The sequence below is a fragment of the Klenkia soli genome (assembly GCF_900103975.1).
Classification (GTDB): domain Bacteria; phylum Actinomycetota; class Actinomycetes; order Mycobacteriales; family Geodermatophilaceae; genus Klenkia; species Klenkia soli.
Genome location: NZ_FNIR01000013.1, coordinates 124,612 through 145,231 on the forward strand (window position 1 = coordinate 124,612; position 20,620 = coordinate 145,231).

Annotated in this window: 20 protein-coding genes; 13 read left to right on the plus strand and 7 right to left on the minus strand. The window is 74.2% G+C overall.

Annotated elements, in window-relative coordinates; translation table 11 throughout:
• Positions 1-16: 16 nt before the first annotated feature.
• The 9 genes from BLS67_RS19335 (at position 17) to BLS67_RS19375 (ending at position 9,655) form a co-directional block, all read left to right on the plus strand.
• A complete protein-coding gene (locus BLS67_RS19335; protein ID WP_091248488.1) occupies positions 17-1,129 on the plus strand; it encodes a 5-methyltetrahydropteroyltriglutamate--homocysteine S-methyltransferase in 1,113 nt (370 codons plus the stop codon).
• 104 nt (positions 1,130-1,233) lie between these two features.
• Positions 1,234-1,593 carry an STAS domain-containing protein gene (locus BLS67_RS19340; RefSeq protein WP_091248491.1) on the plus strand — a complete coding sequence of 120 codons (360 nt, stop codon included), beginning with the start codon at positions 1,234-1,236 and terminating at the stop codon, positions 1,591-1,593.
• 22 nt (positions 1,594-1,615) lie between these two features.
• Positions 1,616-2,533 (plus strand): alpha/beta hydrolase, encoded by a 918-nt coding sequence (locus BLS67_RS19345; RefSeq protein WP_091248493.1) that lies wholly within the window; start codon positions 1,616-1,618, stop codon positions 2,531-2,533.
• Positions 2,534-2,712: 179 nt separating this feature from the next.
• Entirely contained in the window at positions 2,713-3,495 is a 783-nt protein-coding gene (locus tag BLS67_RS19350; protein ID WP_091248497.1) for an ABC transporter ATP-binding protein, read from the plus strand.
• A complete protein-coding gene (locus BLS67_RS19355; protein WP_091248500.1) occupies positions 3,492-4,304 on the plus strand; it encodes an ABC transporter ATP-binding protein in 813 nt (270 codons plus the stop codon). Before BLS67_RS19350 ends, BLS67_RS19355 begins: the two co-directional genes overlap by 4 nt.
• Positions 4,301-6,190 carry an AMP-dependent synthetase/ligase gene (locus BLS67_RS19360; protein ID WP_207500745.1) on the plus strand — a complete coding sequence of 630 codons (1,890 nt, stop codon included), beginning with the start codon at positions 4,301-4,303 and terminating at the stop codon, positions 6,188-6,190. The genes BLS67_RS19355 and BLS67_RS19360 overlap by 4 nt, the downstream gene beginning before the upstream one ends.
• Positions 6,187-7,074 (plus strand): branched-chain amino acid ABC transporter permease, encoded by an 888-nt coding sequence (locus BLS67_RS19365; protein ID WP_091248503.1) that lies wholly within the window; start codon positions 6,187-6,189, stop codon positions 7,072-7,074. Before BLS67_RS19360 ends, BLS67_RS19365 begins: the two co-directional genes overlap by 4 nt.
• Positions 7,071-8,234 carry a branched-chain amino acid ABC transporter permease gene (locus tag BLS67_RS19370; RefSeq protein WP_207500746.1) on the plus strand — a complete coding sequence of 388 codons (1,164 nt, stop codon included), beginning with the start codon at positions 7,071-7,073 and terminating at the stop codon, positions 8,232-8,234. Before BLS67_RS19365 ends, BLS67_RS19370 begins: the two co-directional genes overlap by 4 nt.
• Before the next feature lie 92 nt (positions 8,235-8,326).
• Positions 8,327-9,655, plus strand: coding sequence for an ABC transporter substrate-binding protein (locus BLS67_RS19375; RefSeq protein ID WP_131801792.1), 1,329 nt, complete (start codon positions 8,327-8,329; stop codon positions 9,653-9,655).
• A gap of 61 nt (positions 9,656-9,716) precedes the next feature.
• On the opposite strand, the gene BLS67_RS19380 is transcribed toward BLS67_RS19375, so the two are convergent.
• The 4 genes from BLS67_RS19380 to BLS67_RS19395 all read right to left on the minus strand — a co-directional run bounded on the left by BLS67_RS19380 (position 9,717) and on the right by BLS67_RS19395 (position 13,002).
• Entirely contained in the window at positions 9,717-10,037 is a 321-nt protein-coding gene (locus BLS67_RS19380; RefSeq protein WP_091248510.1) for a hypothetical protein, read from the minus strand.
• Positions 10,038-10,181: 144 nt separating this feature from the next.
• The gene (locus BLS67_RS19385) at positions 10,182-11,213 is read right to left on the minus strand and encodes a DNA polymerase Y family protein (protein ID WP_091248513.1); all 1,032 of its coding nucleotides are present in this window, start codon (positions 11,211-11,213) and stop codon (positions 10,182-10,184) included.
• Between the two features lie 35 nt (positions 11,214-11,248).
• The gene (locus BLS67_RS19390) at positions 11,249-12,169 is read right to left on the minus strand and encodes a DUF1206 domain-containing protein (protein WP_242654212.1); all 921 of its coding nucleotides are present in this window, start codon (positions 12,167-12,169) and stop codon (positions 11,249-11,251) included.
• 5 nt (positions 12,170-12,174) lie between these two features.
• Positions 12,175-13,002, minus strand: coding sequence for a DUF1206 domain-containing protein (locus BLS67_RS19395; RefSeq protein WP_091248517.1), 828 nt, complete (start codon positions 13,000-13,002; stop codon positions 12,175-12,177).
• A gap of 97 nt (positions 13,003-13,099) precedes the next feature.
• Here BLS67_RS19395 and BLS67_RS19400 point away from each other — a divergent pair, with 97 nt between their 5' ends.
• Positions 13,100-13,732 (plus strand): hypothetical protein, encoded by a 633-nt coding sequence (locus tag BLS67_RS19400; protein WP_131801793.1) that lies wholly within the window; start codon positions 13,100-13,102, stop codon positions 13,730-13,732.
• A gap of 264 nt (positions 13,733-13,996) precedes the next feature.
• Here the strand turns inward: BLS67_RS19400 and BLS67_RS19405 are convergent, their stop codons facing one another.
• Genes BLS67_RS19405 through BLS67_RS19415 form a run of 3 tightly spaced genes read right to left on the minus strand, consistent with a single transcriptional unit; the run spans position 13,997 to position 17,741 of the window.
• Positions 13,997-14,356, minus strand: coding sequence for a hypothetical protein (locus tag BLS67_RS19405; protein ID WP_091248523.1), 360 nt, complete (start codon positions 14,354-14,356; stop codon positions 13,997-13,999).
• Complete coding sequence (locus BLS67_RS19410) at positions 14,353-16,260, minus strand: primary-amine oxidase (protein WP_091248527.1); 1,908 nt, start codon at positions 16,258-16,260, stop codon at positions 14,353-14,355. The genes BLS67_RS19405 and BLS67_RS19410 overlap by 4 nt, the downstream gene beginning before the upstream one ends.
• Before the next feature lie 11 nt (positions 16,261-16,271).
• Entirely contained in the window at positions 16,272-17,741 is a 1,470-nt protein-coding gene (locus BLS67_RS19415; protein WP_242654213.1) for an APC family permease, read from the minus strand.
• A 223-nt stretch (positions 17,742-17,964) separates the two neighbouring features.
• On the opposite strand from BLS67_RS19415, the gene BLS67_RS19420 reads away from it, so the two are divergent.
• From BLS67_RS19420 to BLS67_RS19430, 3 genes are read left to right on the plus strand one after another with little or no spacing between them, the layout of a single operon-like run.
• On the plus strand, positions 17,965-19,410 hold the full coding sequence (locus BLS67_RS19420; protein ID WP_165617668.1) for an APC family permease: 1,446 nt from the start codon (positions 17,965-17,967) through the stop codon (positions 19,408-19,410).
• The gene (locus BLS67_RS19425) at positions 19,407-20,156 is read left to right on the plus strand and encodes an IclR family transcriptional regulator (protein ID WP_091248537.1); all 750 of its coding nucleotides are present in this window, start codon (positions 19,407-19,409) and stop codon (positions 20,154-20,156) included. Before BLS67_RS19420 ends, BLS67_RS19425 begins: the two co-directional genes overlap by 4 nt.
• Before the next feature lie 24 nt (positions 20,157-20,180).
• Positions 20,181-20,600, plus strand: a complete 420-nt coding sequence (locus BLS67_RS19430) for a hypothetical protein (RefSeq protein ID WP_131801794.1) — start codon at positions 20,181-20,183, stop codon at positions 20,598-20,600.
• Positions 20,601-20,620: the final 20 nt, after the last annotated feature.

Genomic DNA, 20,620 nt, shown 5'->3' on the forward strand with positions numbered 1-20,620 from the left:
CGGTGAGGATCGAGCCATGACCAGTCCACCGTTCCGCGCCGACCACGTCGGCAGCCTCCTGCGCCCGGCCCACCTGCTGGAGGCCCGCGCCCGGTTCGCCTCCGGCGAGCTCGACGCCGACGGCCTGCGGGCGGTCGAGGACGAGGCCGTCGACGAGGTGGTGCGCCTGCAGGCCGACGTCGGCCTGTCCACCGCCACGGACGGCGAGTTCCGCCGGGCGTCGTGGCACATGGACTTCATCTACGCGATCCAGGGGATCGAGAAGATCGAGGAGAACATCACCGTCCACTTCCGCAACGCCGACGGCACGCTGGACTACACGCCCGCCGGGCTGCGGGTGACCGGTCCGCTGTCGATCGACGAGCCGGTGTTCGCCGACGACTTCGCCCACCTGCAGGGGGCGGTGCAGCCCGAGCAGACCGCGAAGCTGACGATCCCGTCGCCGTCGATGGTCCACTACCGCGGGGGTGCCGCGGCCGTCGACCCGGCCGTCTACCCCGACGAGGACTCCTTCTGGGACGCCCTGAGCGCGGCCTACCGCCAGCAGGTGCAGGGCATCGCCGCGCAGGGCTGCCGCTACCTCCAGCTCGACGACACGTCGCTGGCCTACCTCAACGACCCGGCCCAGCGCGCGCAGCTGGCGCAGCAGGGGCGCGACGCCGAGCACCAGCACGAGCGGTACATCCGGCAGATCAACGCGGCCCTGGCCGGTCGGCCCGAGGGCCTCGCCGTCACCACCCACATGTGCCGCGGCAACTTCCGCTCCTCCTGGGCCGCCGAGGGCGGGTACGACTTCGTCGCCGAGGCCCTGTTCGGCGGCCTGGAGGTGGACGGCTTCTTCCTGGAGTTCGACGACGCCCGCTCGGGCGGGTTCGAGCCGCTGCGCTTCGTGCCCCCGGGCAAGCGGGTGGTGCTCGGGCTGGTCACCACCAAGCGACCCGAGCTCGAGAGCAAGGACGACCTGAAGCGGCGCATCGACGAGGCCGCGCAGTTCGTGCCGCTGGAGCAGCTGGCGCTCTCGCCGCAGTGCGGGTTCTCCTCGACCGTCGAGGGCAACGCGCTCACCCGGGACGAGCAGGTGGCCAAGCTGGCGCTCGTGGTCGAGACCGCGGCCGAGGTCTGGGGCTGATCGACCGGAACCCCTGGACGCGGAACCCGATCGTCCCTAAAGTTGCCGCCGGGCGGCCCTCCGCGGGTCGCCGGTCCGTCCGCCCTGCGCGAGAACGAGTGCCCATGACTGCCGAGGCAGCCCCCGCCATCCCCGTCCTGCGCATCGACGTCGGTGCCGACGTCGGCGGGTCCGGGAGCGGCCGCGTCGTCGTCCGGGTCTCCGGCGAGCTGGACACCGCGGCCGCCGCCGGCCTGCGCGGCGCGATCGCCGAGGTCCTGGCGCGACCCGGGGTCCAGGAGTGCGTGGTCGACCTCTCCGCGGTCACCTTCCTGGACTGCGCCGGCCTCCAGCCGCTGGTCGCCGGGCACGTCGCCGCCGTCGGATCGGGGCGCACCCTGCGGCTGCGCACCGGACCGGACCCCGCGGTGGACCGGGTGCTGCAGCTGACCGGGCTCGGGGACGTGCTGGTGCGCACCGGCTGACCGGCCCGAGCAGGATGCCGGCATGACCGCCGACCTCCCGCCGCACCTGGCCGCGCTCGCCGACCGGCTGGGCCCGCTGCTCACCCCGCCCGCGCGCGAGGTCGGCCTCGAGCAGGCGCGGGCCCGGTTCGGCGAGGTGCTGGCGCGCGGGCTGGCCGGCGCGCCGTCGGTCGCCGTGGACCGGGTGCAGGTCGGGCCCGGGCTCGTCGCGGACCGCTTCGCACCGGAGCACCCGGGCGGGGCGACGGTGGTCTTCCTGCACGGCGGCGGGTGGACGGTCGGCACCGCGGGGGAGTACGCCGGGCTGGCCGCCCGGCTCGCGGTGGGGCTGTCCGCCGTCGTCCTCGCGGTCGAGCACCGCCGCGCACCCGAGCACCCGTTCCCGGCCGCGGTCGAGGACGCCGTCGCCGCCGTGCGGTGGGCGCTGGCCCACGCGGCCGACCCCGACCGGGTGGTCGTCGCCGGCGACAGCGGTGGCGGCAACCTGGCTGCGGTCGCCTGCCGCGAGCTCCGCGGGGCGGGGGAGCAGCAACCGGCCCTGCAGCTGCTGCTGTACCCCTCGGTGGGCGCCGGGGTGCAGTGGCCGTCGGTGGCCGACTGGGGCCGCTCGCCGTTCCTGGACCTGGCCGACATGGGCTGGTACACCAGGAACTACCTGCCCCAGGGCGTGCCGCTGACCGACCCGCGGGTCAGCCCGTTGGAGGACGACGACCTGGCCGGCCTCGCCCCGGCGCTGGTCGCCACCGCCGAGGTCGACGCGCTCCGCGACTCGGGCCGCGCCCACGCGGCGGCGCTGGCGGGGGCCGGCGTCCCGGTGACCGCGGTGGACCTGCCCGGGGTGCCGCACGGGTTCGCCCACCTGGTGGCGCTGGACCCCACGTGCGCCGCCGCGCTGGAGCAGGTGCTGGCCACCGCGCGGGAGCTCCCGGTGTTCAGCTGATCTGAACGTCGGGACGTCCGGCGTAACGGGCGGATAACGAAACACCTCACCGGATGCCGAATCGCCCAGCGCACCTTCCGGAACCTCACAGCCGGCACCTAGTGTCCCGGATCACGCCTCGGCTGTGAGCTGCCTCACCGTCGTTGCGACGCGCAACCTCCGACGGCGAAGGGCGGCACGTGCTCACGGTCAGCAATCTCGAGGTCGTCTACGACGACGTCGTGCTGGTGCTCCGGGGGGTGAGCCTCGAGGTCCCGGACGGGAAGATCGTGGGCCTCCTGGGTGCCAACGGCGCCGGCAAGACGACCCTGCTCCGAGCACTGTCCGGCCTGCTGGGCATCCACCACGGGGCGATCACCCGGGGTCAGATCACCCTGGACGGCGAGCGGATCGACCACCTGGACCCCCAGCAGGTCGTGGCCCGCGGGATCAGCCAGGTGCTCGAGGGACGGCGGGTGTTCGGCGAGTTCTCGGTCGAGGAGAACCTGCGGGTCGGGGCGCACACCCGTCCCAAGGACCGCGCGACCAACCTGGAGCGGGTCTACACGCTGTTCCCGCGGTTGCTCGAGCGCCGCACCCAGGCCGCCGGCTACCTCTCCGGCGGCGAGCAGCAGATGCTGGCCATGGGCCGGGCCATGATGAGCGCCCCCCGCTACCTGCTGCTCGACGAGCCCAGCCTCGGGCTGGCCCCGCAGCTGGTCGGCAGCATCCGCGACCTGATCAGCCAGATCAACGAGCAGGGGACGACGGTCCTGCTGGTCGAGCAGAACGCCTCGATGGCGCTGTCGATCTCCGACCACGGCTACGTGCTGGAGACCGGCCGGGTCGTGATGGACAAGCCCGCCGCCGAGCTGCTCGACGACTCCGACATCCAGGAGTTCTACCTGGGCCTGGGCGCCGAGGGTGAGCGCAGCTTCCGCGACGTCAAGCACTACAAGCGACGCAAGAGGTGGCTGTCATGACGTCCCCCGTGCTGGAGGTCGAGGGGGTCACGCTGCGGTTCAAGGGCGTGACCGCCATCAACGGCGCCACCTTCACGGTGGGGGAGCGCGAGCTGTTCGCGATCATCGGCCCCAACGGCGCCGGCAAGACCTCGGTGTTCAACGTGCTGTCGGGGGTCTACCGGCCGCAGGAGGGCTCGGTCCGCTTCCTCGGCGAGGACATCCTGGGTCAGCGACCGAACAAGATCGCCGCCAAGGGCATGGCCCGCACGTTCCAGAACATCGAGCTGTTCGAGAACCTCACGGTGATCGACAACCTGATGCTCGGCCGGGCGCACCGGGTCCGCTACGGCATGTTCGCCGCGATGGCCTGGCTGGGGCCCGCGCGGCGCAGCGAGCTCGCCGACCGGGCCGCGGTCGAGGAGATCGTCGAGTTCCTGGAGCTGGAGACCTACCGCCGGTTCCCCGTCGGGCTGCTGCCCTACGGCGTGCAGAAGCGGGTCGAGCTGGGCCGGGCGCTGGCGATGGAGCCCAAGCTGCTGCTGCTGGACGAGCCGGTGGCCGGGATGAACCTCGAGGAGACCGAGGACATGGCCCGCTTCATCGTCGACATCCGCGACGAGCTGGGTCTGTCGATCCTCATGGTCGAGCACGACATGGGCCTGGTCATGGACCTGGCCGACCGGATCATGGCCGTCGACTTCGGCGTCCCGATCACCACCGGCACCCCCGCGCAGGTGCAGCGCGACCCGGACGTGATCAAGGCCTACCTGGGCCAGGACCACGACACCGGCGGGCGGCGCAAGAAGACCGAGGGGACGCCGTCGTGACCACGGTGCAGGAGCGGGAGACGCAGGGCACGGGCACCACCACGGTGGTGACCCGGGTGCGCGACCGGGCGGGGGACACCCCGTCGGGGGTGGCCATGCGGGCCAAGACCAAGGGGCTCTGGCAGGAGACCAGCTGGGCGCAGTACTGGGACGACGTCCTGGACGTCGCCCACGCCCTGCTGGACCTCGGCGTGGTCCGCGGCGACCGGGTGGCCATCCAGTCCGAGAACCGGCGCGAGTGGCTGGTGGCCGACCTCGCGACGGTCGCCGTGGGCGGGGTCACCGTCGGGCTGTACCCGACCAACCCGCCGGCCGAGGTCGTGCACGTGCTGCGCGACTCGGGCGCGCGGGTGCTCGTCGCCGAGGACCAGGAGCAGCTGGACAAGGCGCTGGAGGTCTCGGCCGAGCTGCCCGACCTGCAGCACCTGGTCTACGTCGAGCCCCGCGGCATCCGCGGCCGGTACACGGACCAGCGGCTGGAGTTCTGGGCGGACCTGCTGGCCCGCGGTCGCGCCCACCGGGCCGCGCACCCGGGTGCCGTCGAGCAGGCCATGGCGCAGACGCAGCCCGGTGACGTCATGACGCTGATCTACACCTCGGGCACCACGGGCGCGCCCAAGGGCGCGATGCTGACGGTGGCCAACGTCGAGTCGACCATCGCCGCGCTCACCGGGCCGGCCGGGCTGCTCGACCCGCCCGCGGGGCCCGGTGACCTGACGCTGTCGTACCTGCCGCTGTGCCACGTGGCCGAGCGGATCTTCACCACCTGGAACAACGCCGCCACCGGCATCCAGGTGAACTTCGCCGAGTCCATCGACACCGTCCCCGAGAACCTGCGCGAGATCCAGCCGACCTTCTTCTTCGCGGTGCCCCGCATCTGGGAGAAGCTGCTGGCCAACGTCCAGGTCAAGCAGGCGGCTGCCAGCCCGCTCAAGCGCAACGTGGGCAACCTGGGGCTGCGGCTGGCCACGAAGGTCGGCGCCGCGATGGAGGCCAACGGCGGCAAGCACACCGCCGGCAGCCGGGTGCTGCACGCGATCGCCTGGGTGCTCGTCGTCCGGTCCCTGCGCGAGCGGCTGGGCCTGCGCCGGGTGCGCTGGGCCGGCAGCGGCGCCGCACCGGTGTCGGTGGAGGTGCTGCGCTGGTTCATGGGTCTGGGCGTGCCGGTGCACGAGGTGTACGGCATGACCGAGAACACCGCCTCGGCCACCGCGAACCGGCCCGGCCGCATCCGGCTGGGCACGGTCGGCGAGGCCCACGACTCGGTCGAGCTGCGGATCGACCCGACCACCGGGGAGATCCTCACCCGGGGTGGGGCCACCTTCGCCGGGTACTGGAACAGGCCCGACGCCACCGCCGAGGCGGTCGACGCCGAGGGCTGGCTGCACACCGGCGACGTCGGGGTGCTCGAGGACGGCCGGCTGCGGATCACCGACCGGATGAAGGACATCATGATCACCGCCGGCGGCAAGAACGTCGCGCCGTCGGAGATCGAGAACGCCGTCAAGGTCTCGCCGATGGTCAAGGAGTGCGTGGTCATCGGCGACCGGCGGCCCTACCTCGCGGCGCTGATCGGCATCGAGCCCGACACCGTCGGCGACTGGGCGCAGCGCGAGCGGATCGCCTTCACCACCTACCGCGACCTCACCGAGCGCGCCGAGGTCCAGGCCCTGGTGCAGGAGATCGTCGACGGGGTCAACGCCGGGCTCAACCCGGTCGAGCAGATCAAGACCTTCCGGCTGCTGCCCAAGCTGCTCGACCACGAGGACGGCGAGCTCACCGCCACCCAGAAGGTCCGCCGGTCCGCGCTCGCCGAGCGCTACGGACCCCTCGTGGAATCCATGTACTCCAGTGCTTCAGCCACCGGCAAGGGGGCCCGTTCGTGAGGGACGTCCTGCTGACGGTCATCCGGGGGCTGGGCTTCGGCTCGGTCTACGCGCTGCTCGCCGTCGGCTTCGTGATCATCTACAAGTCGTCCCGGGTGATCAGCTTCGCCCAGCCGGCGCTGATGCTGGCCGGCGCCGTGGCGGTGAGCTACCTGGCCGGCCCGGTCGGGTTCTTCCTCGCCGTCCCGATCGCCGCGATCGGCATCGCGATGCTGGGCTGGGGCCTGGAGCGCACCACCATCCGGCCGATGATCGGCCGGCCGGTGTTCGTCGTCGCGATCATCACGCTGGGCCTGGACATCGCGATCCGGGTGGTGGTCAACGTGTTCATCGGGCCCAACGTGCGCAACGTGGGCGACCCGTGGGGGTTGTCGACGGTGAGCATCGCCGGGCTGCCGGTGCAGGAGCGCTACATCGCCATGGCGGTGGTGCTGGTCGTGGTCGGCGCCGGGCTGTTCGCCTTCTTCCGGTACAGCCGGTACGGGCTGGCCATGCGGGCCTCGTCGCTGGACCAGGAGACCGCGCTGGTGCAGGGCATCCCGGTCGGCTCGATGACCGCGCTGGCCTGGGCCATGGCCGGTGGGCTGGCAGCCGTGGCCGGGGCGTTCGTGGGCACCGGTGGCGGGGTCGACCAGTCGACCTGGGTGATCGCGCTCAAGGCCCTGCCGGCGATCATCATCGGCGGCCTGGACTCCATCGGCGGCGCGGTCGTCGGCGGCCTGCTGGTCGGCCTGGTCGAGAGCTTCTTCGCCACCTACCAGGGCGAGTACCTGCCCTGGCTGGGCCAGAACTTCTCGCTGGTCTCGCCGTACGTGCTGCTGCTGGTCGTCCTGCTCGTGCGGCCCTACGGGCTGTTCGGCACCCGAGAGGTGGAACGCGTGTGACCGCCGTCCGAGAGTCCGCCGACCCGTCGTCCGTGCCGGAGGCGAAGGGCCGACGCCCGTGGGGCCGCCCGCAGCTGTACACGGCCTACGGCCAGGACATGGCGCTGCTCAACACGGGGGCCAAGAAGGTCTCCGTCGGGGTGCTGCTGGTCGTCGCCCTGCTGCTGCCCTTCCTCCTCGAGGACGACCTGCTGCGGCTGCTGGCCACCGGCTCGGTGCTGGCGATCGGGGCCATCGGGCTCAACCTGGTCACCGGGTACGCCGGGCAGGTCAGCCTGGGGCACGCGTTCTTCCTGGGCGTCGGGGCCTACACCGCGGCCGTGGTCTCCGGTGACCCCGAGGACGACCAGGTCTGGGGCCTGGGCATCACCTTCCTGCCCGTGTGGCTGCTCGCCGGGGGACTGGTGGCCGCGCTCGTCGGGCTGGTCATCGCCCCGCTGGCCAGCCGGCTGCGCGGGCTGTACCTGGCGATCGTCACCCTCGGCCTGGTCTTCCTGGGCACCCACGTGTTCAACGAGTGGGACGCCGTCACCGGCGGCATCGGGGTGGGCCGGCCGGCGGCGGACCCGGTGCTGTTCGGGGTCGACCTGTCCCGGCGCACCGAGGCCTTCAGCGCCGACCAGCAGCTGTACCTGCTGATGACGGTGCTGCTGGTGGCCTTCGCGCTGCTGGGCCGCAACATCGCCCGCTCGGCGATCGGCCGGAGCTTCGCCGCCGTCCGCGACCGGGACATCGCCGCCGAGGTGACCGGGGTCGACGTCCGCAAGGTCAAGCGCCGGGCGTTCGTGATCAGCGGCTTCTACGCCGGCTGCGCCGGGGCGCTGCTGTACTCGATCACCGGGTACCTGGACCCCTCGAGCTTCGGCCTGCTGGTGTCGGTGCAGTTCGTGGCGATGGTGCTGATCGGCGGGGTCTCCACGATCTCCGGCTCGATCCTGGGCGCCTTCTTCATCGCGCTGCTGCCCCGGCTGACCCGCGAGCTGCCCGAGTACCTGCCGTTCCTGTCCTCCTCGGCGACGCAGACGCCCAACGTCTTCCAGGTGGAGACGCTGCTCTACGGGCTGCTGATCGTCGCCTTCCTGCTGCTGGAACCGCGGGGCCTGTTCGGCCTGTGGGTCCGGATCCGCAACTACTGGAAGGCCTGGCCCTTCTCGTACTGAGCCGCGCATCGGCTCCGCACTCTCCCGCCCGGCGACGACGCCGGGTGGGCCGCCCGACCGGCACCGACGCCGGCACGAAGGGAGCACCACGGATGAGCAGCACACGGACGCGACGGCGGGTCGCGGCGGCCGGCATGGCCGGGCTCGCGGTCTTCGCCGCGGGGTGCCGCGGCGGCGGCGAGGACCCGGCCGACGGCGGCAGCGGGGACGGCGACATCACCACCGACGTCGGCGTCACCAGCGAGGCCTGCCCGGACGCGGTCAACCCCGACAACGGGTGCATCTACCTGGGCACCCTGTCCGACCTCACGGTGGGCCCCTTCGCCCCCGCGGGCCCGGTCATCGTGGCCGGCCAGGAGGCCTTCTGGCAGCGGGTGAACGAGGCCGGCGGCATCGGCGGCTACGACATCGACGTCACCGAGTACGTGCGGGACAACCAGTACAACCCGCAGGTCACCAACCAGGTCTACCAGGAGATCAAGCCCGACATCCTGGCCCTGGCCCAGACCCTGGGCTCGCCCCCCACCGCCGCGATCGTCGAGGACCTCGAGGCGGAGAACATCGTCGCGGCCCCGGCCGGGTGGACCTCGCTCTACCTGTTCCAGGACGCGATCATCGAGTCCGGCCCGACCTACTGCGCGGAGGCCATGAACGGCGTCGACTACGCCGTCGAGACCGACGGCGCCCAGTCGGTGATGGCGGTGCACTACGCCGGTGACTACGGCGGCGACGCCGCGGCCGGGGCGAGCATCGCCGCCGAGGCCAACGGCATCGACTTCGCCAACGTCGAGACCACCGCCGGCACCGACAACCAGGCCTCGGCCATCGCCGCGATCGTCGAGCAGCAGCCCGACGTCGTCGTCGTCTCGACCGGCCCGGCCGACATGGCCACCATCGTCGGCCAGTCGGTGGCCGCCGGCTTCACCGGCACGTTCCTGGGCTCGTCGCCGACCTGGAACGTCGCCCTGCTGCAGAGCCCGGCCGCGCCGGCGCTGCAGGCGGCCTACCAGCTGCTCGGGCCGTGGGCGCCGTTCGACTCCGACACCCCGGGCCACCAGGCCATGCGGGACGCGGCCGAGGCCGCGGGCGCGACGCCCAACGAGTTCTTCCTCGCCGGGTGGGCCTGGTCCTACCCGCTGAAGGCGGCGCTCGAGGCGGCGGCGGAGAACGGCGACCTGACCCGCGAGGGTCTGTACTCCGCGGCGTCCGGCCTCAGCTCGGTCGACTACGAGGGCATCCTGCCCGACGGGTCGGGCGACTACGCGGACGGCGCGGACTCCGCCGCCGTCCGGGTCACCCAGCTCTCCAGCCCCGACCCGAGTGCCTCCACCGGCATCTCGGTCACCGAGGCCGACCTGGCGGGCCCGACCGCCGAGGGCTACGAGTTCACCGAGCCCTGCTACGAGGCGGTCGACCTCTGATCGGCTGACCCACGCGGCCGCGGCCGGTCACCCCTCGCGGGGTGGCCGGCCGCGGTCGTGCTCAGACCACGCGCAGCGCGATGCCCTCGTCGGTGAACAGCTCGGTGAACATCGCGACGACGACGGCGTGCTCGGCCTGCGTCCGGGCATCGCCAGGCTCCGTGCTGCGCAGGTGGGCCCGGAACCACTCGAGGTCGCCGGTCCCGCCGAGGGTGAGGTACTCCACCCAGAGCAGTCGATCGCTGACCGGGGCGGCGGCCGCGGCCTCGGCCAGCGACACCGGGAGCCCGGTGCGGCCCCCGATGGGGATGACCTCGGCGCGGGGCCGGGTGTCGGCCGAGGTCGACGTGGGGGTGCTGCGGGCGGAGCCGAACGCGGTCACAGGTGCTCCAGGCGGTGCGCAGAGGGGGACGCCACGAACCTAGGGGCAACCGGTCGGGCGCAACCGGATGCGCCACCGACACGAATCCGTCTCGTTCTTGGCAACAACTACCCGAACGGTCCACTCGGCCGGGACGGCCGGTGGTCAGAACAGGGCGAGGGGAGCCGCACCGACCGGTGCGAGCCCGGCGAGGGTGACCCGCAGCCCGGTGATCGGCGGGAGCTGGTCGGCGGCCAGCAGATCGGTGGCCGCGGCCCGCAGGCCCGGAGCGCCGGTGTCGACGGGCAGCCCGGTGCGCCGCAGGGTGACCGGCGGGGACCCGTGCGGGGTGGCGGTGATCCGCAGCTCGGTGCCGGCCAGCCCCGCCCGCTCGGCGCGGCGGTGCAGGCGGTCGACGCAGGCCGTGGCCAGCTCCACCGGTGACCGGTCGGGTCGGCCCCACCCGGCGGTGGAGCCCTCGGCGGTCAGCTGCGTGCGGGCGCTGACCGGCCGCACCCGTGCGTCGTCGGTACCCCGTCGGATGTCGGCCAGCCGGCGGGCCATCCCGGTCCCGCACACCGCCCGCAACCGGTCGGCCGGCACCTCGTCGAGGTCGTCCAGCCGGTGGACGCCGAGCACGGCCAGCCGGGCACGGGTGGTCGGCCCGATGCCCCAGACCTCCTCGACCGGCAGCGTCGAGCGGAGCTCGCGCTCGCGGTCGGCGCCGAGCACGTGCAGCCCGTCGGGCTTGGCGGCCCGCGAGGCCAGCTTGGCCATGAGCCTGGTGCGGCCCACCCCGACGCTCACCGGGATGCCCAGCTCGGCGACGGCCCGCCGGCGCAGCTCGTGCCCGGCCGCCGCAGCGGTGCCCCAGGAGTCGGTGCCGACGTCGAGGAACGCCTCCTCGACCGACCCCGGTTCGACCGCTCGCGCGCACCGGCCGAACAGGTCGAACAGGGCGTCGGCGACCTCCTCGACCTCGGCGTGCGGCACCTCGACCAGCACCAGCTCGGGGCACCGGCCCAGCGCCTCCCGCACCGGCATGCCGCCGCGGACCCCGTGGGCCCGGGCCGGGTAGGTGGCGCTGGCGACGAACACGTGGGCGACGGCGGCCACCGGCCGCCCGGCGAGCTCGGGCCGGGAGCGCAGGGCGACCGAGGCGAAGAACGAGTCCGCGTCGGCGTGCAGCAGCGGCATCGTCGGATCGTACAGGTGTTCGACATCCCGCTGCGTCAGGTGGCGGGGTCGCGGTCGGGGTACCTCGCGCGGGCCAGGGCGTAGACGCCGAACGCGGCGAACCCGACGGACACCGCGGTCAGCAGCCACCGGCCGAGCGGGGCCGCGCCGATCGCGTTCAGCGCGCCGTCCAGCCCCGTCGCGGTCGACACGTCGGAGGTCACCGCCGCGAACACGACGAGTCCGCCGGCGACGGCGAAGGCCACCGCCTTGGCCAGGTAGCCGACCCGGCCGAGGCCGGCGATGGTGGGCTCGTACCGGTCGGGGGCGGCGTCCAGGTCGACGTCCTTCATGAAGCCCGCCGTCCACCCCCGCCAGGCCAGGTAGCCGCCGATGCCGACCACCGTCAGCCCGCCGGCCACCAGCAGCACCGCGCCGCCGGGGATCTCCAGCAGGTCGTCGGTGAGGTCCTGGGTGCTGTCGGTCGCGTCGTAGCGGGAGCCGACGGCGAACACCAGCGCGATGCCGGCCAGCGCCCCGTAGACCACGGCCTTGGCGAGGCACTTGGCGCAGACGAACGCCGCGTGCAGGCGCCGTCCGGGGTGCAGCAGCCCGGTCCACCAGCGCAGCACCTCACCGGCCTGCCACAGCGCGAGCGAGAGCAGGCCCAGCCCGATGACCCACAGCAGCACCAGGCCGCCGGGGGACTCCGAGACCGTGCGCAGCGCGCCGGCCTGGTCGGCGTCGGCGGCGTCGGGGGAGACCCGCCAGGCGATGGTGAACGCCAGCCAGCCGATCAGCAGGTGCACGGCCCCGTAGGCGACCAGGCCGACCTGGGCCAGCCGCTCGAGCCACGGGTGGTCGGTGACCTCGCGGGCCCGGTCGGCGGCGGCGTGCGCCCGCTGCAGCCAGCGGTCCGGCACCCGGTCGACCAGCCGGTCGAGGGTGCGGGTGACCGCGGGGGGCAGCGTGGGCACCGGGGTCAGGTGCGCTGCGGGTAGCGGGCGCGGAAGAAGCAGAACACGCCGAACGCGGCGATGCCGACCGCGACCAACGACAGCAGCCACCGGCCGAAGGGTGCCTGCAGGACGGTGTGCATCGCGCCGTCCAGCCCCGTGGCCTTCGAGGGGTCGAAGGTGATCGCCGCGTAGCCCAGCAGCGCGCCGACGACGACGAACGCGGCGCCCTTGGCCACGAAGCCGATCTGGCCCAGCCGGGTGACCACCCGCAGCTGCGCGGGGGAGGCCTGCGAGGTGTCGATCTCCTCGAGGAACTTCTTCCGCACGCCCTTGACCACCTGGTAGCCGCCCAGTGTGATGACCACCAGCGCCGCGATGCCGACCAGGAACCGGCCGCCGGGCAGGGCGAACACCCCGGAGGTGGTCTGCTGCTGCTGCCCGGAGCTCGACGAGCTGCCCCCGGTGGCGAACCGGAGCGCGGAGACCGCCAGGGCGGCGTAGACGACCGCCTTCGCGACGCTCTTCACCATGCCGACGACGGCCTTCTTCCTCGCGTCGCCCGAGCCCGAGAGCCCACCGACGTACCGCAGCACCTCGGCGGCCTGCCAGAGGGCCAGCGCCACCAGGCCGAGCCCCAGCACCCACAGCAGCGGGGTGCCGAACGGCTCGCCGGCCAGGGTCTGCAGCGCGCCGGACTGGTCGGCCGACCCGCCGCCCCCGCCCCAGGCCAGCTGCAGGGCCAGCCAGGCGATGAGCAGGTGGACGACCCCGTAGGCGACGAGCCCGACGCGGGCCAGGTGCTCGAGGGCGTCGGAGCGGCCGACCCGGTCGGCGGTCTGCTGGGCGCTCATGGGTGGACCTCCGTGCGGCAGCTGCTGGTCGGCCCCGTCCCCGGAGGGTGGCACAGGGTGGGGCGGCCCGCCCGGCGGATGGGGGACACTGGTGGGCGTGACGAGCGCTCCCACCACCGCCTCCACCGCCACCGCCACGCCCGAGCAGGCTCGGCGCGCCTGGCCGTGGTCGGCCCTGCAGGGTGTGGTGCTCGTGGTGCTCGCCGTCCTCGCGGTGGTGGTCGCCGACACCGGCGTCCGGCTGCTGCTGGCCGGGCTCGGCGTGCTCGGCGTGCTCCGCGGGGTGGCCGCGCTCCGGGCCGCCCGGGCGGGTCAGGTCGAGCGGTCGGCCGCTGCCGTGGGCGCCGGGGCCGCCTGGTTCGGCGCCGTGGCGATCGGGCTGGCCTTCTTCCCGCCGGCGGTGGCCGCCTGGACCTGCGTCGTGGCGCTGGCCGCCGTGCTCGCCGCCCTGGTCGTCCGCGCGCAGCCGGGTCGTCGTGCCCGGGCGGGCCTCGGTGCCGGTCTCGCCGTCGTGGCGCTGGCCGTGGGCGCCGTCGTGGCCGGGCCGACCTGGCTGGCTGCGGCGTCGGTGCTGGCCGTGTCGGTGGCCGTGCTCGCCGCGGGGGTCATGTCGGTGACCGGGGCGCTGGCCCTGCGCCGGGTGGCCGCCGAGCCCGCCGCCCCCGTCGCGGCCGGCTGCGGGGGGTGCGCCTGCGGTGCCGGCGGCTGCGGGGGTCTGCAGCGCGGGTAGGTCGACCCGGGTGACCGATGGGGCCAGCGTGTGCCGGGAGTCAACGCCGAGTTCACCGATTCGTCATGATGTGTGGCTAGCGTCACGGGTGCTGGATCACACCCCTCACCCCGGAGGCCCCCGTGCCCACCTTGGAACGCGGCGCCTGGAGCTGCGCCAACTGCCCCACCACCAACGAGTCCCACCGCAAGCGCTGCACCGACTGCGGCACCACCCGGCACTGATGCCCCGCGAGGTGGACCCGCAGAGCGGCGGGCCCACCTCTCACCGGCGCAGCAGCGCCACCCCCGCCAGCAGCAGCTGAGCGACCACCAGCACCAGCCCGGCGACCGCCGGGGCACCCACGTGCACGTGCATCGCCCCCTCGCCCAGCACCATCGGCGCGTGCACGGCCAGCATCCCCAGGTCCACCAGCGCGGTCAGCCCCCACACCGACGCGGTCGGCGCTCGCCACAGGTGCACCGCGCAGGGCAGGCAGGCCAGCGCCATCGCGGCCATGGCCAGTGCCGAGAGCTCACCGGTCGCGGCCAGCAGCAGGTGCACCGCCGCCGAGCCCACCGCGAGGACGGCGGCCGCCCGGCCGAGCGCGAGCGCGCGGACCGGGACGGCGGCCGCCGCAGTCACCCCTCGCCCCGGCAGTGCGACGACGTCGACGCCGGCACCCCCAGCGCGGGGTTCGCGTCGAAGAAGCCGACCGGCTTGAGCACGAACCCGGCGTAGTCGGTCGGCATGACCGGCCAGTCCTCGGGGCGTGGGAAGTGGGTCAGCCCGAAGGTGTGCCAGAGGACGACGTCGGTGTCCTCCAGCGGGGCGTCGCCCTGCACGAAGGCGGGCAGACCGGCGGCGCCGGGGTGCTGGTTGACGAAGTCGCCGGCGGGATAGCGCTCGGCCGGGTCGTACTCGGTGACCCACAGCGACTTCGTCGCGAACGTCGCCCGCTGGTGGATCGAGGAGCTGTCGTCGGCGAGCAGGACCGGGGCGTTCTCCGGGTGCAGCGCGTAGCCGACCGGCTGGCCCAGCCGGTTGGACTTGCCCGGGTTGACCACGTGCCAGGTGCGGCCCCTGGTGGCGTCGGTCAGCCGGCCGCCCTCGGACTCCCGGGTGATCGGGGTGAGCGAGCGGGTGAAGGCGTTGCCGTAGGGGTTGGTCTCGCTGACCGGCACCCGCACGGCGTCCACCTCGTGCACGGTGTTGCCCGACCCGTCACCGGCGTCCACGGCCATGTCCAGCCGCGCGGAGAACAGGTGCTGGTGGAACGGCGCGCCCAGGCCGGGGGCGATCTCGGTGGCGTAGGGGTGCTCGTCGCCGCGGTAGGCCGAGGTGAACACGATGCCGGTGGCCTTGCTCTCCAGCTGCACCGTGCCGTCGGTGTAGAGGTACCAGTAGAAGCCGTAGTCGTAGTTGCCGATCGTGGTGAAGAAGCTGATCACCAGCCGGCGCGAGCGCCGCGTCTCGGCCATGCCGGTGAACATGTCGGTGTGCTTCCACCCCACCCCGTAGTCCTCCTCGTGCAGGCAGATCGCGTTGCGCACGACCCGGGGGTGGCCGGTCTCGTCGGCGATGGTGGCGTCGAAGTACTGGATGTCGCCCAGGCAGTCGCAGCCCAGCTCGAGGGAGTTGGTGTACCGGGCGAAGAGGTACTCGCCGGTGTCGAAGTAGTTCTGCCAGAACCGCACCGGTGACGGGTCGGCGTAGGGCACGACCATCTCGGCGATCGACGCCCGGTGGACCACCGACCGGCCGTCGACCGAGAGCTGGTTGATGGTCAGGCCCTCGCGGACGTCGAAGCCCACCCTGAACTCCCAGCCGGCCCACCGGACGACGTCGTCCTCGACGGTGAACGAGCGGCCCTCGGGCTGGGTGATCTCGATCGGCTTCAGGTCGCGGGGGGTGCCCGCCAGCGACACCCGCTCGGCGGGCACCGGCAGGTCGAGGTGGTCGTGCACGGCCGTGGTCACCCCGCGGGTGATGTCGACGTAGGCCACGACGCCGTCCACCGGGTGCGCCCACGGCAGGTCCTCGGGGTCGGCCTGGTGGAAGCCGAGCACCCGGACGACGCGGTGGCCGTGCTCGTCGGGGAAGTAGGAGCCGGCCGACAGCGGCACGGCCCGGACGTCGGCGACGTCCAGCCCGCGCTTGCCCATCGCCGCGATCCAGGCCTCGTCGACGGCGAGGATCGGCTCGATGGCCTCGAACTCGGCGTCGGTGATCGGCACCTGGCCGTCGGCGACGCCGTCGATCTCGGTGTCCCGCACGACGGTGCCCGCGGTGACCGACACCAGGACGTCGCGGCCGGCGCCGGTGGCCCGGTCCAGCAGCAGCAGCCGCAGCCGGCGCTCGACCGGGCTGCCGGGGGTGAACTCCTGCACGTCGCGCTTGTGCGGCTCCTCCAGGCCGACGTAGACGAACACGGTGCTGGGCTGCACGAGCCCGGCCCCGGTGACGAGCTCGCGGGCGGCGTCGATCTCCTCGGCGCTCATGCGGGACAGCGGGTGGGTCGCGGTGGTGCGGTTCTCGGTGGTGGTCACGGTCGGTCTCCTCAGATCTGCGGGGCGGCGTCGGAGCGGGTGGCGCGGACGAGGTCACGGGCGGCGGACGGGCGGGCGGCGGCCAGGACGAACCCGGCGGCGAGGGCGACCAGCAGCAGGACGCCGGCGCCGATGCCCAGCGCGGTCGAGCCGCCCATGAGCAGCGGCAGGTTCTCCACGAGCAGCACGAGGATCGCGGTCAGCCCGAGCACGCCCAGGACGGGGGCGACGAGCGTCTGCCAGGGCCGCCGGTCGACCCCGGTGCGCCGGAAGAACACGACGACGGCGATGCAGGCCAGCAGCATCAGCCCGACGATCCCGACGCTGGCGATGCCGGCCAGCCAGGTGAACACCTCGAGCACCGGGTCCAGTCCGGCGATCGCGCTCGCGGCCATGAGGACGGCACCGACCACCGTGGTCACCAGCGAGGCGACGTGCGGCGAGGAGTGCTCCGGGTGGCTGCGGCCGAAGGACGCCGGGACGACGCCGGTGTTGCCCAGGGAGAAGAAGTACCGGCTCAGCACGTTGTGGAAGCTCAGCACGGCGGCGAAGAGGCTGGTGATGAACAGGACCTGCATGACGTCGCCGGCCGCCGTCCCCAGGTAGTCCTGCGCGGTGACGACGAGCATGTTGCCGGGGTCGGCGGCGGCCTCGGCGACCACGGCGCTGTCGCCCCAGGCGCTGACCACGGCCCAGGCGCTGACGGTGTAGAAGACGCCGATGATCGCCAGCGCGGCGTAGGTGGCGCGGGGGATGGTGCGGTCGGGGTCGCGGGCCTCGTCCCGGAAGATCGCGGTGGCCTCGAAGCCGATGAACCCGGCGATGGCGAACATCAGGCCCAGGCCGGGCGCGCCCGACAGCACCTCGGTCGGGTTGAGGAACGCCGACGACAGGCCCTCGTCGGTGCCGCCCTTGCCCACCACGACGGCGTCGAGCACCAGCACGATCCCGACCTCGGCGACCAGCAGGACGCCCAGCACCTTGCTCGACAGCTCGATGTGCCGGAAGCCCAGCACGCCGGCGACGGCGAGGACGACGAAGGTCCACAGCCACCAGGGCAGCGACGGCCCGCCGTAGGACTCGACCAGGCTGCCGAGGGCGAAGCCGATGTAGCCGTAGACGGCGCCCTGCACGGTCACGTAGCTGACCAGGGCCACCAGCGCGCTGCCCAGGCCCCAACCGCGACCCAGCCCCACGCCGATGTAGGAGTAGAACGCCCCGGCGTTCGGCACGTGCTTGGTCATCGCGGTGAACCCGACGGCGAAGAACGCCAGCACGACCGCCGAGACCAGGTAGGTGGCCGGGTAGCCCGGGCCGTTGCCGGCGGCGATGCCGATGGGCACCGTGCCGGCCACGACGGTCAGCGGGGCCGCCGCGGCGACCACCATGAACACGATGGCGCCGACGCCGAGCCGGCCGGTCAACCGGTGGCCCTCGGGCGCCGGTGCGGGTGGTGGTGCGGGGTCCGAGACGGTGGCCACGGGGGCTCCTGGGGGTGGGCGGCGGGTGGTGGTCGCCGACTGTGGACCCTGGCGGAGTGACCGCGGTTACACAACCGTCATGCTCGCGCAACATCCCCGTGACACCGAACGGGACACCGCGGTGCCCGATTCTCATTCGGGGGCACGCTGCCCGACACCCACCGCGGGCCGGTGCTGGCTACGCTCCCCGACCACCCGCGCGCCACCCCGGAGCAGGAGGACCGTGACGATCCACGAGCTGCCGACCCGGTCGCCGGTCGCCGGCCTGCGCCGCCGCGGGTTGAGCATGGTCGAGGTGCTGGCCCAGTCGGTGAGCGCGCTGGCGCCGTCGGCGGCCGTGGTGGTCGTGCCCTCGATCGTCATGGCCCGGTCCGGGGCGGCGACGCTGCCCGTGCTGGTGGCGGGCACCGCGCTGGTGGTGCTGGTCGGCTGGTGCCTGACCCACTTCGCCCGCCGCATGGCCGCCGTCGGCGGGGTCTACAGCTACACCGCGAAGGGCCTGGGCCCCGGCGGTGCGCTGCTGGCCGGGTGGGCGCTGGTGGTGGGCTACGCGGGCATCGCGGTGTCGGCGCTGGTCGGTGCGGTGGCCTACCTCGCCTCGTTCCTGCGGCTGGACGCCGCCGGCTGGGGGCTCGGGCTGCTCGCCGTGGCGGTGGGGGCGCTGGCTGCCCTGACCACCGTGCGGGGCATCCAGCTGTCGGCCCGGGTGGCCCTGACGCTCGAGGTGGCCTCGGTCGCGGTGGTGGTCGCCGTCCTGGTGGTGCTGCTGCTCGCGCACGACGGCGGCACCGGCACCGGCGCGGTGGTGGTGGACGGGCCGGTGACCCCGGGGGGTGTGGCGACCGGGGTCGTGCTGGCCGTGGCGGCGTTCATGGGGTTCGAGAGCGCCGCGACGCTGGGGGTCGAGGCCCGCCGCCCGCTGGTCGCCGTCCCGCGGGCCGTCCTCTGGACGCCGGTGGCCGCGGGGGTGCTGTTCGTCGTGGCCGGGTTCGCCCAGGTGGTGCTGCTGCGCGCGGCTCCGGTGGAGATCCTGACCAGCGACGTCCCGGTCGCCCGGCTGGCCGACGCCGAGGGCCTCGGGGCGTTGTCCCGCCTGCTGGACGCCGGGATCGCCGCGTCGTTCTTCGCCTGCGTCACCGGGTCGGTGAACGCCCTGGCCCGGGTGCTGTTCTCGATGTCCCGCGAGGGCGTGCTGCCCGCTCCGCTGGGCCGTACCCACCGGCGCTTCGCCACGCCGGCGGTGGCGCTGGCCGTCGTGCTGCCGGTGGTCGTCGCCGTCCCGGCCGTGGCGCTGGCCGCGGGGGTGCGGGTCCGCGAGGTGCTGACGGCGTCGCTGACCTTCTCGGCGCTGGGCTACGTCCTGGCCTACGCCCTGGCCGCCGCGGCGATGCCGCTGTTCCTGCGCCGGATCGGGGAGCTGACCCGGCCGGCGCTGGTCGGCGGTGCCGCCGCGGCGACGCTGTCGGCGGCCGTGCTGGTGGTCGCCCTGGCCGGGACCTCGTGGTCGGGCAGCGGTGCGGTGGTCGTGGTGTTCGCGCTGGCCTGGCTGCCCGGACCGGTGCTGTGGCTGGTCCTCCGCCGCCGCGCCCCGGCGACGCTGGCCCGCGTCGGGGTGTACGACCAGGCGACCGCCGGCGACCTGCTGCCCGGCCAGGGCGTGCGGCGGTGAGCGGTGTCGACCGCGGGGTCACCGGCCGGCAGCCCCAGGCCGTGCGGTCGGCGCTGGCCGTCCTCGAGGAGGTCGCGCGGGCCGGAGCCGGGGTGAACGCCAAGGAGGTCGCCGAGGCGCTCGGCCTGCCGCCGGCCACCACCTACCGGCTGCTGAACCTGCTGGTGGGGGAGGAGTACCTGGTCCGGCTGCCCGACCTGCACGGGTTCGCCCTCGGCGCCAAGGTCGCCGGGCTCGCGGGTGGGTTCACCCCGGCCCGGGTGCCCACCGCGGCCCGGCAGGTGCTGGGCGAGCTGCGCGGCCGGGTCCGGGCCGGGGTGCACCTGGTGCTGGTGGTGGGCGCCTCCCTGCGCTGCGCCGACGTCGACCCCGACCTCCCGCTGGCGTCGACCGCGCTGGTCGAGGGCCACCTGCACGCCTCGGCGCTCGGCCACCTGGTGCTCGCCGAGGCCGACGACTGGCGGGCCGTCGTCCACCACCCGGACCGGCTGCCCGCGCTGACCCCCGCCACCCCGACCCGGGCCGCCGAGGTCGACGCCTGCCTGGCACGGGTCCGGGCGGTCGGCTGGGCCGGCCAGGTGGGGCAGCTGCACGAGGGCGTCGGCTGCCTGGCCGTGCCCGTGCGCGGGGCGTCGGGTCTGCTGGTCGCCGCGGTCGCGGTCAGCTCGGCCCGGGGCGTGGTGCCCACGGAGTACCTGGACGCCGCCCGGGACTGCGCAGGCGCGCTGGCTCCGTTGCTCGACTGAGCCGGACCCGGCACAGTGGCCGCCGTGCGCGCCCTCGCCGTGACCCTCGGTGTCCTGCTGTCCCTGGCCGCGGCGGTCTTCGCGGCCGCGGCGATCGCGCTGTTCGTCGACGGGGACGGCGGGGCCGGCGGGTTCGCGACCTTCGTGACCCTGGTGTCGCTGCTGTGCGCGGTGCTGCTGTTCCGCGCCTCCCCCCGGCGGGGCGCTCCCCGGCGCCGCCCGGAGCGCCGAGCCGACAGCGGCTTCTACTACGGCGACAGCACACCGTCCTACGGCTACGCCGCGGGCACCCCGGTCACCGACGACCGCCGCTGGGGCGGGGACGGCGGGGCCGACACCGGTACCGCGCACCACGGGCACGGGCACTCCGACGGCGGGGGGTGGAGCGGGTCGGACGGCGGGTCGAGCGGGGGGTCCGACGGCGGGGGCGGCGGGGGCGACTGACCGGTCGGTCACGACCCCGG